The sequence below is a fragment of the Streptomyces sp. NPDC041135 genome, assembly GCF_055592085.1.
On the sequence record NZ_JBVIYZ010000001.1, the window covers coordinates 359,148 to 373,463 of the forward strand.

Here is a 14,316-nt window from a genome sequence, read left to right on the forward strand (position 1 = left end):
GAGGCAGGGCCCAGACTAGGCGGAGTTACCGTGGACGGGCAGTACAGCGAAGGAGCCCCCGCATGCAGCACCCACCCGCAGCCGCCTGGCTGACCGAGGCCGCGAGCGCCGTCCAGCAGCACGGGTCGGGGAACCTGCTCCGGGTCGTCCTGATCGTCATGGTCCTGGGCTGCGCGCTCACCGGCTGGTTGCTGCTGCGCGGCTACAAGAAGGACGACTGAGACGGCTCACGGGTTCCCGCCCGGTTCCCCGATGGCGGAGTCGGCGTGATCGGCGCCGGACCGCCCGCATACGATGGGCCGACGTCGTTATCCCGCCCTCCCCACGCCCGGCTCCGCTCGAGCGGGGGACCCCCATCGGATAGGTTCTGCCGAAGATGAGCTTCCACAGCACCGCTGCACAGTTGGCCACCCTCGCCGCCGAAGGTGAGCACGGGGGCAACCACAACAGCCTCGACCCGCTCGTCACCGGCGGCGGCGCGTTCATCGTCCTGCTGCTCCTGCTGTGGATCACCACCCGCTTCAACCGCGACCGCTGACCGGCGCTCCCTCCCCGGACGGGGTCCACGGACCGGGCCGGTAGGGTCTGCACGCATGGGAGAGCAGGACATGCCTACCGGTCCGGCGAGTTTCGCCACCGACGCCACCGAGGCCGCCGCCGCCCCCGGACCGGCCGCCGGCCCGGCCGGGGAGCCCGCGCACCGGCCCGGCAGCGGCCCCGCGCACACCGGCAGGCGCCGCCTCGGCGTCATGGGCGGCACGTTCGACCCGATCCACCACGGCCACCTGGTGGCGGCCAGCGAGGTCGCCGCGCGCTTCTGTCTGGACGAGGTGGTCTTCGTGCCCACCGGCGAGCCCTGGCAGAAGAGCCACCGCACGGTCTCCCCGGCCGAGGACCGCTACCTGATGACGGTCATCGCCACCGCCGAGAACCCGCAGTTCTCCGTCAGCCGCATCGACATCGACCGCGGCGGCCTCACCTACACCGTGGACACCCTGCGTGACCTGCGCGCGCTGAACCCGGACACGGACCTGTTCTTCATCACCGGTGCCGACGCCCTCGCCCAGCTGCTGACCTGGCGCGACACGGAGGAGCTGTTCTCGCTGGCGCACTTCATCGGGGTCACCCGCCCCGGCCACCAGCTGACCAACCCCGGTCTCCCGGAGGGCGGCGTCTCGCTCGTCGAGGTCCCGGCCCTGGCCATCTCGTCCACGGACTGCCGTGCGAGAGTCGCCAAGGGCGACCCCATCTGGTACATGGTGCCGGACGGGGTCGTGCGCTACATCGACAAGCGCGAGCTGTACCGCGGCGAGTGAACCGAGAGGGGCACCGGTGAACGACCGATACGACGCGGGGAACGCGGGGTACGGCGCCGACCAGTACGAGGTCGTCGGCTACGACGAGTACGGCCGGCCCGTCTACCAGCAGGTCCAGGCACAGCAGGCCCCGCAGCAGCAGCACTACGACCCCTACGGGCAGCAGCAGGGCCACGGCTACGACCCGTACGCCACCGGCCCGCAGCAGCCCGCGCCCTCCCACGACCCCTACGGCACCGGCGGGCAGCAGCCGCCCCCCGCCTACGGCTCCCCCGACGCCGCCTACGGCACCACCGGCGCCGCCTACGACCCCGCCCACGACTCCCGTGAGGCCGCGTACGGCTCCTACGACTCCTACGGCCCGTACGGGGCCGGGCAGGGCGGCGCCCCCGCTCCCGCCCCCGCCTACGACCCCTACGGGCAGGCGGCCCCCGGCGGCCGGCAGCCCAGGGTCGCGGAGCAGACCGCGTACATCCCGCAGCAGGGCCGCCCGGAGACCCGTCCGGACCCGGAACCCGTTGCACCGCCGGCGCCCGGCGGCGACGGTGACGGTGAGGGCGGCGGGGACGGCGGGGACGGCGATCGGGACTACCGCACCGAGCAGTTCGCCTTCGTCGAGGACCCGGACGCCGAGTCCGAGGACGTCATCGACTGGCTGAAGTTCACCGAGAACCGCACCGAGCGCCGCGAGGAGGCCCGCCGCCGTGCCCGCGGCCGGGTCACCGCCCTCGTCGTCGTCCTCGCCCTGGTCGTGGCCGGCGGCGCCGGCTACCTCTGGTACGCCGGGAAGCTGCCCGGCCTGTCCTCCGGCGGCTCCAGGACGGGCACCGCCACCCCGGTGGCCGCCCAGAAGCGCGACGTGATCGTCGTCCACCTGCACAACACCGCCAAGGGCGGCACCTCCACGGCCCTGCTCGTCGACAACACCACCACCGCGCAGGGCACCACCGTCCTGCTGCCCAACTCCCTCGCCCTCGCCGGCGACGACGGCACCACCACGACCCTCGCCAAGTCCGTCGACGACGACGGCTCCTCCGGCACCCAGGACCAGCTCGACACCGTCCTCGGCACCGACATCCAGGGCACCTGGCGCCTGGACACCCCTTACCTGCAGAACCTCGTCGACCTGGTGGGCGGCATCGAGGCGGACACCGACGCCGACGTGCCCGACCCGTCCGGCAAGAAGGGCACCGCGCCGCTCGTCCACCGGGGCGAGCGGCAGAGCCTCAGCGGCAAGGCGGCCGTCGCGTACGCCACCTACCGCGCTCCCGGGGAGTCGCAGAACGCGCAGTTGCAGCGGTTCGGGCAGGTCATGCAGGGCGTGCTGCGCAAGATGTCCTCCGACCCGGCCGGCGCCACGACCACCGTGCGGACCCTCGCGCAGATCCTCGACCCGTCGCTGACCGACCACGACCTCGGCACCTTCCTCGCCAAGCTCGCCGACCTCGCCAAGGGCGGCGACTACCGCACGGCGCTGCTGCCGGTGCGCGGCGACGGCACCCTCAGCGCGGACACCAGCTCCAGCGTGGTGAAGGACATCCTCGGCGGCACCGCCAAGAGTCCCGCGGCGGGCGCGGCCGTCCGCGTCTCCGTGCAGAACGCCACCGGCGTGAAGGACGACAGCGAGAAGGCGCGCGTGGTGCTCCTCAACGGCGGCTTCACCTTCCTGGAGGGCGGCTCCCCCGCCACCGCCCAGGACACCTCCGAGGTGATCTACGCCGACGCCGCCCGCAAGGCCGACGCCACCGAGGTGGCCAAGACGCTGGGTCTGGACGCCGCCGCGGTGAAGAAGGGCACGGTCTCCGCCAACGCCGACGTCTCGGTCGTCCTGGGCCGGGACTACCGGCCCGCGGCCTCCTGAGCACGCCCGCTCCCCTCCGGGCACGCCCGGGCACCCGGTGCCCGGGCGCCGGCGGGGGCCGCCGGGCGGTGATCCACCGATCACGTGGGTGGGCCCGGCGGTCCGTGAGACCCTTGAGGACAAGTGCCCGCCGACCGAAAGCCACGTAGTGACCGCCACAGACCGTTCCCTGCAACTCGTCAGCACCGCCGCCCAGGCGGCCGCCGACAAGCTCGCCCACGACGTGATCGCCTATGACGTCAGCGACGTCCTGTCGATCACCGACGCCTTCCTCGTGGCCTCCGCGCCCAACGACCGCCAGGTCAAGTCGATCGTCGACGAGATCGAGGAGCGCCTCTCCAAGGAGCTCGGCGCCAAGCCGGTCCGCCGCGAGGGCGACCGCGACGCCCGCTGGATCCTGCTGGACTACGTCGACATCGTCGTCCACGTCCAGCACAGCGAGGAGCGCGTCTTCTACGCCCTCGAGCGGCTCTGGAAGGACTGCCCCGAGATCGACCTGCCCGCCGACGCCAGGGCCACCCGGGGCAAGGCCGAGGAGCACGCCAAGCTGAAGGCCACCGAGGACGCCGGGGGGCCGGACGGGGAGTGGCGATGAGCGCCACCGGTGAGGTGAGCGACCGCAGGGGCCGGGGCCGGCGCATCATCCTGTGGCGGCACGGCCAGACCCTGTGGAACGTGGAGCGCCGCTTCCAGGGCACCACCGACGTCGAGCTGACCGAGACGGGCGTCGGGCAGGCCCGCCGCGCCGCCCGGCTGCTCGCCTCCCTGAAGCCCGACGCGATCGTCGCCTCCGACCTGCGGCGGGCCGCGTACACGGCCGCCGAGCTGGCCGCCCTGACCGACCTCGACGTCACCCTCGACGAGGCCCTGCGGGAGACCTACGCGGGCGTCTGGCAGGGCCTGACGCACCAGGAGATCATCGCCCGGTACGGCGAGGAGTACGCCGCCTGGAAGCGCGGCGAGCCGATCCGGCGCGGCGGCGGCGAGCTGGAGACCGAGGTCGCCGACCGCGCCGCTCCCGTGGTGCTGCGGCACGCCGAGAAGCTGCCCGAGGACGGCACCCTCGTGGTGGTCAGCCACGGCGGCACGATCCGCACCACCATCGGGCGCCTGCTGGGCCTGGAGGCCCACCACTGGGAGAGCCTCGGCGGCCTCTCCAACTGCTGCTGGTCCGTCCTCGGCGAGGGCGCCCGGGGCTGGCGCCTGCTGGAGCACAACGCGGGCACCCTGCCCGAGCCGGTCCTCGGCGACGACGACTGACCGGGCGGGACGACCGACCGGGCGGGGCGACCGGCGGCGGCCCGTCGCGCGGGCCGGACCCGGCCCGGCCGCGGATTTCACTTTCCGGCAGGTCGCAGGCTAAAGTTCTTCTTGTTCGCCCCGCCGAGCGGGGCGCGACACCATGCGGCCCGCCGCGTGGCACGAGGGGCTATAGCTCAGTTGGTAGAGCGCCTGCATGGCATGCAGGAGGTCAGGAGTTCAATTCTCCTTAGCTCCACGGATCGGCACTCGAAAGAGTCGCCAGGAGATCGGTGAAAGAAGATCCCGTCCCCTCGAGGGGGCGGGATCTTCTGCGTTGGGGCCCGCCGTCGCGCCGGGGGCCACGCCGTGGTCTTCGGCACACTGTTTCCCCGCGCGCGTGAGTCATCGGGGCCCCGCGGGCGTATACCTCGGCGAGGCGACGCCGGCCCGCGCGCGGGCGCCGGCCGGACCGGCCGCACGGGTGCTGTGTCCGGACTGGTACTGAGGCGTCGCTGACCGTATCGGCCCGGCCGTGGCAGAATCAAACGGCCGGAAGGGGGCGCGGCCCGACGGGAGGGAGTAGCGATGCCTGCGAGCATCCTTGAGGAGGGCGGCCACCTCCTCGGTGCGGCGTTGATACGGGACACGACCACCCGGCTCAGCTGCCCTTCCTGCGGTTCCGCGCATGTGGCCCAAGTCCTCGGCGACAACGGCGGGATCTCCTACGTGTGCACGGCCTGCGGCCACAGCTGGAGCTGATCGATGGGTGCACACAGGCGAAAGTGCGACTGGTGCGGCAGTGGTACGCCCATCGTCCGTGACATGGAGCCGGTCAATCCCGACTACCAGTACTGGTGCGAGGAGTGCGCGCGGGCGCTGATCATAAAAGGCGACCCGATCGAGACCTACCGCGAGCTGGAGGGGGAGCCGATCTACGGCCGCCTCCTGGAGGAGCACTGCACGCTCAAGCGGTTCTACTCCTTCGTGACCGCCTGACTCCCGCCGGGACCCGCGGGTCCCGGCAACGATGTCCAGGCCAGCGCCAGGAACAGCACACCGGCCCCCGCGTACAGCCCCGACAGCGCCAACTGCACGGCGGACTGGCGCAGTTCGGGGCGCCCGGTGCCGTGCGGCACCCACCACAGGGCGTACGAGCAGAACACCAGCAGCGTGCCCGCCGCCGCGACCCGGTGCCGGCGCGTCCACAGCAGCAGGACCAGCGGGACGCACCACACCCAGTGGTGGGACCAGGACACCGGGCTGACGAGCAGTGCCGTGACGGCGCAGGCGCCCACCGCCCAGGCCCGGCGGCCGCGCAGCTCCGCGGTGACCGCCACCGTGAGCCCCAGGACGGCCGTCAGGGCCGCGGCGGCGGCCCACACCGCCCCCGGCTCCGGCGCGTGCAGCCAGCGCGCCACGACGCCGCGCAGGGCCTGGTTCGCGGTCTCCTCGGCATGCCCGGCCCGGCTCGCGCGGAACACCGTCCCGCTCCAGAACCGCCAGGAGTCGTACGGCAGCACGGCCGCCGCCAGCAGCGTCGCCGCGGTGAACGCGGCGACCGCCCCGCGCGCGTGCCGCAGCCACGGGCCGCCCTCGCCGCCCCGCAGCCGGGCCGTGACACCGGTGGCGAGCAGGAACACCGTGAACAGCGCGGGCGTGAGCTTCACCGCCGCCGCCAGCCCCAGACCGGCGCCGGCCCACCGGTGCCCCGGCGCCCCGGGCCGGCGTGACAGATCCCACAACACCAGGACGGCCAGCGCCAGGTTGACCTGTCCGTAGCGCAGGGTCGTCCACACCGGCTCGCACCACACGGCCACCGCCGCGACCCACCAGACGGTCTCCGCGCGCGCGTGGCCGACCAGACGCAGCGACAGCCGGACGAACGCCACGAGCAGGGCGAGGTTCACCGCGGTCGCCGACGCGCGCAGGCTCGCGGTGTCCAGCAGGGTCAGCGGCGTGAACAGCAGGGCCGCGAACGGGGGATAGGTGGGCGGCAGCCGCGCGGCCGTCGCCCGCAGCGCGTACAGGTCGCCGCCGGCCCGGACGGCGGCCCCCTCCGCCCGGTAGACCAGCAGGTCGATCATCGACACCTGGGCGGTGTGCTGCGCGAGGCAGAACACCGTGAACGACACCAGGCACGCCCCCAGCGCTGCGGACGTGCGACGTCGGGCTCCGGGGTACGCGATCACGGTCACGAAGCCAGACACTAGCGCCGGTATCCGTACAGAACGGAAACCGATTTGGTGCTCCACCCCGTCGACCGTGTAATGTTGGCGTCGCCGCCGGGGAAACCGGGCGGCACGGTTCACCTGCGGTTCCACCGCGGGACCGCGAGGGGCTATAGCTCAGTTGGTAGAGCGCCTGCATGGCATGCAGGAGGTCAGGAGTTCAATTCTCCTTAGCTCCACAGCAGAAGAAGGCGGATCATCCGAACGGATGGTCCGCCTTCGGCGTATGTGCCCCGAGTCGTACGCCCGTCGTACGCGCGCGTGCCCATGCGTGCGTGCGCGGCGCGGCGGGCGCCCCGGCGACCGGGGTGCCCGCCGCGCGTGGCGTCAGCGGCCCAGGGCGCGGCGGCCGCGGCCCTGCGACAGGACCGGAAGGTTGCGGGCCGGTGCCTGGCCGCGGGTGTCCTCCTCGATGCGCAGCGCCAGCGCCGGACAGCGGCGCACCGCGCGCAGCGCCTTGGCCTCCGCGTACCGCGGCACCTGCGCCTGCGCCACGGTGGGGAAGCCGTCGGCGCCGAGTTCGAAGACCTCGGGCAGGATGTCCGCGCACAGGCCGTGGCCCCGGCACAGCGTCCAGTCGACGTGGATCTTCTGCCGGCTGGCGCCGGTCTCCTCGGGCTCCTGCCCGCCCGGCAGCCCCGTCGGCCCTCTGCCCCCCTCGAACAGCGGCAGGACGCCCGCCACGGGCCGTCCGCAGCCGTTGCCGAGGACATGCGCGGCCAGGTCGTCGGTGAACGCCTTGATGGTCGACTCCAGGAACATGGCGGAGCCGTCCGGGTGCGAGCACGCGCCGCGCCGCTTCACGTTCTTCGCGACCTGCTTGAGCGCCTCGAGGGCGGCCGGCCCGCCGCCGTTCAGGATGTCCTCCAGGCCGCGCGCGGCCGCCGGCAGACCGAGGTAGCAGGGGCCGCACTGGCCCGCGCTCTCCTCGGCCAGCCACTGCGCCACCCGCAGCGACTCGCCCAGCGGGCAGGTGTCCTGGCTGATCGGCAGGATCGCGCCGGCCCCGAGGGAACCGCCCACCGCGTCGAGGGAGTTGCGGGAGACGACCGCCTCGTCGACCGTCGCCGCGTCGATCCACTTGCCGTGGTAGCCGCCGGTCAGCACGCCCTGCGGCACCGGCGGGGCACCGGCCAGCTGCAGCACGTAGCGCAGCGGCACGCCCGTGGGGACCTCCAGCACCATGGGGCGGGCGACCGCGCCGGACACCGTGAGCATCACGGTGCCCGGCTCGTCGTACAGGCCGGTGTTGCCGTAGCGCTCGGGGCCGATGCGGGCGGCGACGGCGAGCTGGGCGAAGGTCTCGGCGTTCGACAGCAGGGTGGGCGCTCCGCCGACGCCGCTCTGCGAGGCGCTGATCTTGCGGCCGGGCGGGATCGCCGGGCCGCCGTCGATGGAGCGCACCAGTGACGCGGCGGCGCCGGTGACCATCCGCACCGGGTTGCGCTGCACGGACGCGCGCAGCGCCGACCTGCGGCTGTTGCTGAGGCCGCGTTCGGCGAGCGCGGCCTCCATGGAGCGCTGGGTGGACTCCCGGGTGACGCCGATCACCAGGGTGCGGGCGCCCAGGGCCTCGGCGCACAGCAGGGCGCCGTCGAGGATCAGGTGCGGGGCGCGGTTGATCAGGACGGTGTCCTTGCGGCAGGCCGGTTCGTCCTCGCTGCCGTTGACGACGACGACCGGCCGCACACCGCGCTTGATCGCGGACTCGGCGACCGAGCGCAGCTTCCTGTGGAAGGGGAAGCCCGCGCCGCCGCGGCCCCTGAGGTTGATGCGCTCGGCGAGCTGGGCGAGCTGTTCGCCGCCCATGGGTTCGAGCGGCCCGTGCACCTTCAGGTGCATGGGCAGGTCCAGTCGTTCCACAAGGTCGAAACCCGACGTGAGCTGCGGAAGGCCGACCACGCGGACCTCCGGGACGTCGGGCAGGGCCTCGTTCACCTATAGCCTCCGGAAGGCGTGTTCCAGGGTTCGCCCGGACCCGGGGTGTCGAAGGACGCCCCGGGCGCTGGTTCGGCGGCGGGAGCGCCGTCGTACGTGTCGTTCGAGTTGTACGTGCCGTACCGGGCGTTCGTCTCACCGGTGTCGTACATGTCACGTCCGCCGTACCCGCCGTACCCGGTGGGGCCCGCGTCGTAGGGCGGCATCGTGTACCCGGTGTCCTGGAGCGGGTCGTACGCCGACGGCGGTGCCTCGCCGACCGGGGGCGGGGACGGAACGGGCCAGCTGCCGGAGGTGCTGGAAGGGCCGTCCACGCGCGGGAAGGGCTGCGTGCCCTGGAGGTCCAGCGGCATCTCCATGTGCGTGGTGGGGCCGGGCGCGAACGGCTGCTGCGGTTGCCCGGGCGCGGAGACGGTCCGGTAGGCCGCCGCGAAGCCGTCGGCGGGGTCCGGGGCGGCCGCGTAGCCGTGGGCGGGCTCGGGGCCCGCGGGGGTCACCGGGGACTGGTACAGCGGCGCCCGGCGGGTGCCGGCGGCGTCGGCGGACCCCCGCCCGGACCCGCGCCGGTCCTCGCGCCGCTCCTCGCGCCGGCCCTCGTACCCCGGCAGCGCGGACTCGCCCGCCCGGGAGCGGCTCGCGTCCAGCTCGTCCAGGCCCGCCCGCTCCGAGCTGCCCAGCAGCGCGACGAGCCGGTCGGCGACCTTGCGCTTGACCGGGCGCGGCGCGGACCGCAGGGCCAGGGCTCCCATGACGCCCAGCAGGGAGAGGCCGTAGAGGATCACGAAGACCGGCTTGGCGGAGCGGCCCGCGTACAGGCCGTGCACCAGCGCCGCGCACCAGGCGGGGTAGGCCAGCATGTGCATGGCGCGCCAGCGGGCGGCGATCGGCGCGGGCGAGGCGAAGTTGCTGCGCAGGGCGCCCGTGACACCCACGAAGATCATCAGCAGGCCGGCCACGGAGCCGAGTCCGATCAGGCCCCCGCTGCCGGTCACGCCGAGCGAGAAGGGGATGACGGCGGCGATCAGCCGGGTGTGGTCGAGCGCGATCTTCGAGGTGATGTGCAGCAGCAGGAACGCGATCGAGGCGACCGCGGTCGTCCGGTGCACGGCCTGGCCGATGATGCGCTGGCGGGTGTTGAGGAAGATCCGGTCCTGGGCGAGCAGGCCCCAGATCACCGAGCAGCTGAGCGAGACCAGGGACAGCACTCCGGCGCCGAAGTTCAGGAACTCACGGAACTGGCTGCCGCCGACCAGCACGCTCACGGGTATCAGCAGCAGGACGACGGCGGTCGCCACCCCGTAGGCCGAGCGGCCAGGTCTGGGGAGCGAGGTCGTACTGCGACGAGGGGGACGAGGGTTCATGGGGGCAACTCCGAGCAGTTTCGGGAAAGCGGTCCCGCTGCCGAACTCTAAGTGGAGCCATACCGATCAGTAGGAGGTTTCGGTTATTGCGTTGTTATCAAAGGACAATGTGCCTGACGCGCGCGGTGCGGTGCGCCTGGTGCACGTAGTGCCGTGCGCTCTGTGCACGTGGTGCGATGTCCTTTACTGGCCGTTACGCGAAGTAATCCTTGACGGTGATTCAGCGAGGTCGGTGCCGGTGAGTGGCGTGTCCCCCAGGCATACGCACGCGCGTCGCGCTCTGCTCAAGGCCGGCCCAAGCCCGTCGCGCCCCGCTCACGGCCCGCGCCCGCGCGTCGCGGCCCGCTCGGGGCCTGCGGTACCCTAACGCCATGCGTGCCGTACGCCTTCTGCTTAGCGGGCCGCGCTGATCAGTCCCGGCCACCGGCGAAACGGGTGGCCGGCATCGGCGCGGCGTCCCCTCCTGTGCGAGGGGCTTTTTCATTTCCGCAGGCAGAGACGACCGATGGAGCTTTGAGGATCATGAGCGAGACGAACCCCGCTGCCACCGCCCCGGCGGAGGTGGCGCCGCACCGCTACACGGCCGCCATGGCGGCCGACATCGAGGCACGCTGGCAGGACGTCTGGGACGCCGAGGGCACCTACGCCGCGCCGAACCCCACGGGTGACCTGGCCGGCGACCCCGAGCTGGCCGCCCGGCCCAAGAAGTTCATCATGGACATGTTCCCGTACCCCTCCGGTGCGGGCCTGCACGTGGGCCACCCCCTGGGCTACATCGCCACCGATGTGTACGCCCGGTTCCAGCGGATGACCGGCCACAACGTCCTGCATACCCTCGGCTTCGACGCCTTCGGCCTGCCCGCCGAGCAGTACGCGGTGCAGACCGGCACGCACCCGCGCGTGTCCACCGAGGCCAACATCGCCAACATGAAGGCCCAGCTGCGCCGGCTGGGCCTGGGCCACGACCGGCGCCGCTCGTTCGCCACGATCGACCCGGCCTACTACAAGTGGACCCAGTGGATCTTCCTGCAGATCTTCAACTCCTGGTACGACGACGAGGCCGGCCGGGCCCGCCCGATCTCCGAACTGATCGCCCGGTTCGAGTCCGGTGAGCGCGCCGTGCCCGGCGGACGCGCCTGGAGCGAGCTGAGCGCCGCCGAGCGCGCCGAGGTGCTGGGCGGCTTCCGGCTGGCGTACGCCTCCGAGGCGCCGGTCAACTGGTGCCCCGGCCTGGGCACCGTGCTGGCCAACGAGGAGGTCACCGCCGACGGCCGCTCCGAGCGCGGCAACTTCCCCGTCTTCAAGGCCAAGCTGCGCCAGTGGAACATGCGCATCACCGCCTACGCCGACCGGCTGCTGGACGACCTGGACGAGCTGGACTGGCCCGAGGCGATCAAGCTGCAGCAGCGCAACTGGATCGGCCGCTCCGAGGGCGCCCGCGTCGACTTCCCCCTCGACGGCGAGCGCATCACCGTCTTCACCACCCGCCAGGACACCCTGTTCGGCGCCACCTACATGGTGCTGGCCCCCGAGCACCCGCTGGTCGAGAAGTTCACCCCGGCTGCCTGGCCCGAGGGCACCCACGAGGTGTGGACCGGCGGCCACGCCACCCCGGCCGAGGCCGTCGCCGCCTACCGCGCGCAGGCCGCCGCCAAGTCCGACGTCGAGCGCCAGGCCGAGGCCAAGGACAAGACCGGCGTCTTCACCGGCGCCTTCGCCACCAACCCGGTCACCGGCGAGAAGATCCCGGTCTTCATCGCCGACTACGTCCTGATGGGCTACGGCACCGGCGCGATCATGGCCGTCCCGGCGCACGACAGCCGCGACTTCGCCTTCGCCCGCGCCTTCGAGCTGCCGATGCGCTGCGTCGTCCAGCCGGGCGACGGCCGGGGCACGGACCCGGCCGACTGGGACGACGCCTTCGTCTCCTACGATGCGACGATCGTCAACTCCACCGGCGCCGGCATCACCCTGGACGGCCTGGGCGTCACCGAGGCCAAGGCGCGCATCACCGAGTGGCTGGCCGAGCGGGGCATCGGCGAGGGCACGGTCAACTTCCGCCTGCGCGACTGGCTGTTCAGCCGCCAGCGCTACTGGGGCGAGCCCTTCCCCATCGTCTACGACGAGGAGGGCGTCGCCCACGCCCTGCCCGAGTCGATGCTGCCGCTGGAGCTGCCCGAGGTCGAGGACTACTCGCCGCGCACCTTCGACCCCGACGACGCCGACACCCAGCCCGAGACGCCGCTGTCGCGCAACGAGGACTGGGTCAACGTCACCCTGGACCTGGGCGACGGGCCGAAGAAGTACCGCCGCGAGACCAACACCATGCCCAACTGGGCCGGCTCCTGCTGGTACGAGTTCCGCTACCTGGACCCGCACAACGACCAGCGGCTGGTCGACCCGGAGATCGAGCGGTACTGGATGGGCCCGCGCGAGGGCCTGCCGCACGGCGGCGTCGACCTGTACGTCGGCGGCGCCGAGCACGCCGTGCTGCACCTGCTGTACGCCCGCTTCTGGTCCAAGGTCCTGTACGACCTGGGGCACGTCTCCTCCGCGGAGCCGTTCCACAAGCTGTTCAACCAGGGCATGATCCAGGCCTACGTCTACCGCGACAGCCGCGGCATCGCCGTGCCGGCCGCCGAGGTGGAGGAGCGCGACGGCGTCTACTACCACCAGGGCGAGCAGGTCAGCCGCCTGCTGGGCAAGATGGGCAAGTCGCTGAAGAACGCGGTGACCCCCGACGAGATCGCCGCCGAGTACGGCGCCGACACCCTGCGGCTGTACGAGATGGCGATGGGCCCGCTGGACGTCTCCCGGCCGTGGGACACGCGCGCGGTGGTGGGCCAGTTCCGGCTGCTGCAGCGGCTGTGGCGCAACGTCGTCGACGAGGCGACCGGCGAGGTCACCGCGGACGCCGCCGAGCCCGACGAGGAGACGCTGCGCGCCCTGCACAAGGCGATCGACGGGGTGCGCCAGGACCTGGAGGGCCTGCGCTTCAACACCGCCATCGCCAAGGTCACCGAGCTGAACAACCACCTGACCAAGGCCGGCGGCACGGTGCCCCGCTCGGTCGCGGAACCGCTGGTGCTGCTGGTCGCCCCGCTGGCCCCGCACATCGCCGAGGAGCTGTGGCACCGGCTGGGCCACACCGACTCGGTCGTCCACCAGGACTTCCCGGTCGCCGACCCGCGCTACGTGGTGGACGAGACCGTGACCTGCGTCGTGCAGGTCAAGGGCAAGGTCAAGGCACGCCTGGAGGTGCCGCCGTCCATCTCCGAGGAGGAGCTGGAGAAGGCGGCGCTGGCCGACGACAAGGTCGTCGCCGCGCTGGGCGGAGCGGCCGTGCGCAAGGTGATCGTGCGCGCGCCGAAACTGGTCAACATCGTCACCGGATGACGGATGACGGATGACGGATGACGGATTGACGGATGACGGATGACGTGTGACGGGTGACGCCTGGTGACCGGGTGTGACGCGTGAGGTGTGGCGACCTGGGCGAACCGGCCTCGGGGTAGTCCCCTACGGGCAGGTTCGGGGTTCCGGCGGAACTCCGGACCTGCCCGCTGCGTTTACCGTGGAGAGCGGAGCGCTCCCGCTCGTGACGACGGAGGAGGAACATCGTGGAAGTGGTGCTCACCGTGTTCGCCCTCCTGTTCCTGCTGTTCATCGGCCTGGGCACGTACGCCACGGTCAAGGCGGTGGGCGCCGCCAAGCGGGGTGTGGACCGCACGCTCACCCAGGCCCGCCGCACGGTCGAGGACCACACGCTGCGCGCCAAGTCCCTCGTCCAGCCGGGGCCGGCCGGCGAGGTCGCCCAGCTGCGGCTCGCCCTGCGCACCTCGATGCGTGCCACCCAGGACGCCCTGCACGCCGGAGCGGCGGACGACGAGTCGCTGAAGGAGTCCCTCGGCCTCTTCGAGCGGCTCAGCGCCCACGGACACGAACTGGACGGCGACCTCAGACGCCTGGAGTCCGAGCCGGACCGCGCCACGCTCGCCGCCCGGCTGCCGGAGCTGCGCCGCCGCACCGAGCGGATCACCGGGTCCGCCGACGCGCTGCGCTGGGCGGCCCGCGACCGCGCCCACCATTTCGCCGACGACGACCTGGACGCCCTGAGCGCGCAGATCGACGTCGAGGCGGGCGCCCTGCGGCACTGGACCCGCACCGACCGCGCGTCCGCCCCGCCGCCGCCCCGGCAGGAGGCCCCCGCCGACTCCCCGGCCGCGCACCGGACAGCGCCGGGCACCGCCCGGTCCGCCGCCGGCCAGGAACCCGCGTCGCCCGCGATCTCCCCGCCGGGCCGGCGCCCCGACTACCCCTGGCAGCGCAAGTCCCGCCCCGAGAAGACCACCTGACGTCACGTCATCCGG

The 14,316-nt window shown here is 72.8% G+C and carries 13 protein-coding genes and 2 tRNA genes; 12 read left to right on the forward strand and 3 right to left on the reverse strand.

The window, feature by feature from the left end; translation table 11 throughout:
* Positions 1-62 precede the first annotated feature (62 nt).
* From ACZ6CZ_RS01600 to ACZ6CZ_RS01640, 9 genes are all read left to right on the forward strand, one after another.
* Positions 63-221 carry a hypothetical protein gene (locus tag ACZ6CZ_RS01600; protein ID WP_469013078.1) on the forward strand — a complete coding sequence of 53 codons (159 nt, stop codon included), beginning with the start codon at positions 63-65 and terminating at the stop codon, positions 219-221.
* Between the two features lie 155 nt (positions 222-376).
* Entirely contained in the window at positions 377-538 is a 162-nt protein-coding gene (locus ACZ6CZ_RS01605) for a hypothetical protein (RefSeq protein ID WP_469013082.1), read from the forward strand.
* A gap of 55 nt (positions 539-593) precedes the next feature.
* The gene (gene nadD / locus ACZ6CZ_RS01610) at positions 594-1,316 is read left to right on the forward strand and encodes a nicotinate-nucleotide adenylyltransferase (protein WP_469013085.1); all 723 of its coding nucleotides are present in this window, start codon (positions 594-596) and stop codon (positions 1,314-1,316) included.
* 16 nt (positions 1,317-1,332) lie between these two features.
* Positions 1,333-3,177 carry an LCP family protein gene (locus ACZ6CZ_RS01615; RefSeq protein ID WP_469013086.1) on the forward strand — a complete coding sequence of 615 codons (1,845 nt, stop codon included), beginning with the start codon at positions 1,333-1,335 and terminating at the stop codon, positions 3,175-3,177.
* 148 nt (positions 3,178-3,325) lie between these two features.
* On the forward strand, positions 3,326-3,772 hold the full coding sequence (rsfS, locus tag ACZ6CZ_RS01620) for a ribosome silencing factor (protein WP_469013087.1): 447 nt from the start codon (positions 3,326-3,328) through the stop codon (positions 3,770-3,772).
* Positions 3,769-4,437 carry a histidine phosphatase family protein gene (locus ACZ6CZ_RS01625; protein ID WP_469013089.1) on the forward strand — a complete coding sequence of 223 codons (669 nt, stop codon included), beginning with the start codon at positions 3,769-3,771 and terminating at the stop codon, positions 4,435-4,437. Before rsfS ends, ACZ6CZ_RS01625 begins: the two co-directional genes overlap by 4 nt.
* 165 nt (positions 4,438-4,602) lie before the next feature.
* Positions 4,603-4,675, forward strand: a tRNA-Ala gene (locus tag ACZ6CZ_RS01630).
* 329 nt (positions 4,676-5,004) lie between these two features.
* Positions 5,005-5,178 (forward strand): hypothetical protein, encoded by a 174-nt coding sequence (locus tag ACZ6CZ_RS01635; RefSeq protein ID WP_116151156.1) that lies wholly within the window; start codon positions 5,005-5,007, stop codon positions 5,176-5,178.
* Between the two features lie 3 nt (positions 5,179-5,181).
* A complete protein-coding gene (locus ACZ6CZ_RS01640; protein ID WP_003976229.1) occupies positions 5,182-5,415 on the forward strand; it encodes a hypothetical protein in 234 nt (77 codons plus the stop codon).
* On the opposite strand, the gene ACZ6CZ_RS01645 is transcribed toward ACZ6CZ_RS01640, so the two are convergent.
* On the reverse strand, positions 5,394-6,614 hold the full coding sequence (locus tag ACZ6CZ_RS01645) for a glycosyltransferase 87 family protein (protein ID WP_469013096.1): 1,221 nt from the start codon (positions 6,612-6,614) through the stop codon (positions 5,394-5,396). The two genes, ACZ6CZ_RS01640 and ACZ6CZ_RS01645, sit on opposite strands and share 22 nt — an antisense overlap.
* A 139-nt stretch (positions 6,615-6,753) precedes the next feature.
* Between ACZ6CZ_RS01645 and ACZ6CZ_RS01650 the strand changes: the two genes are divergently transcribed.
* A tRNA-Ala gene (locus tag ACZ6CZ_RS01650) sits at positions 6,754-6,826 on the forward strand.
* A 148-nt stretch (positions 6,827-6,974) separates the two neighbouring features.
* Here ACZ6CZ_RS01650 and ACZ6CZ_RS01655 read toward each other — a convergent pair.
* Both ACZ6CZ_RS01655 and ACZ6CZ_RS01660 read right to left on the reverse strand, forming a co-directional pair.
* Positions 6,975-8,585, reverse strand: a complete 1,611-nt coding sequence (locus ACZ6CZ_RS01655; RefSeq protein ID WP_469013101.1) for an NADH-ubiquinone oxidoreductase-F iron-sulfur binding region domain-containing protein — start codon at positions 8,583-8,585, stop codon at positions 6,975-6,977.
* Positions 8,582-9,880: a cytochrome b/b6 domain-containing protein gene (locus ACZ6CZ_RS01660; protein ID WP_469014359.1), complete on the reverse strand. Its 1,299-nt coding sequence runs from the start codon at positions 9,878-9,880 to the stop codon at positions 8,582-8,584. The genes ACZ6CZ_RS01655 and ACZ6CZ_RS01660 overlap by 4 nt, the downstream gene beginning before the upstream one ends.
* 588 nt (positions 9,881-10,468) lie before the next feature.
* On the opposite strand from ACZ6CZ_RS01660, the gene leuS reads away from it, so the two are divergent.
* Positions 10,469-13,342, forward strand: coding sequence for a leucine--tRNA ligase (leuS, locus tag ACZ6CZ_RS01665; RefSeq protein ID WP_469013105.1), 2,874 nt, complete (start codon positions 10,469-10,471; stop codon positions 13,340-13,342).
* A 224-nt stretch (positions 13,343-13,566) separates the two neighbouring features.
* Complete coding sequence (locus tag ACZ6CZ_RS01670) at positions 13,567-14,301, forward strand: hypothetical protein (protein ID WP_469013111.1); 735 nt, start codon at positions 13,567-13,569, stop codon at positions 14,299-14,301.
* Positions 14,302-14,316 lie beyond the last annotated feature (15 nt).

What these genes read in the sequence shown, in the direction of transcription:
- leuS (WP_469013105.1), top strand. Translation starts at nt 10,469, where the DNA reads ATGAGCGAGACGAACCCCGCTGCCACCGCCCCGGCGGAGGTGGCGCCG.
- ACZ6CZ_RS01600 (WP_469013078.1), top strand. Translation starts at nt 63, where the DNA reads ATGCAGCACCCACCCGCAGCCGCCTGGCTGACCGAGGCCGCGAGCGCC.
- nadD (WP_469013085.1), top strand. Translation starts at nt 594, where the DNA reads ATGGGAGAGCAGGACATGCCTACCGGTCCGGCGAGTTTCGCCACCGAC.
- ACZ6CZ_RS01605 (WP_469013082.1), top strand. Translation starts at nt 377, where the DNA reads ATGAGCTTCCACAGCACCGCTGCACAGTTGGCCACCCTCGCCGCCGAA.
- ACZ6CZ_RS01625 (WP_469013089.1), top strand. Translation starts at nt 3,769, where the DNA reads ATGAGCGCCACCGGTGAGGTGAGCGACCGCAGGGGCCGGGGCCGGCGC.
- ACZ6CZ_RS01635 (WP_116151156.1), top strand. Translation starts at nt 5,005, where the DNA reads ATGCCTGCGAGCATCCTTGAGGAGGGCGGCCACCTCCTCGGTGCGGCG.
- ACZ6CZ_RS01640 (WP_003976229.1), top strand. Translation starts at nt 5,182, where the DNA reads ATGGGTGCACACAGGCGAAAGTGCGACTGGTGCGGCAGTGGTACGCCC.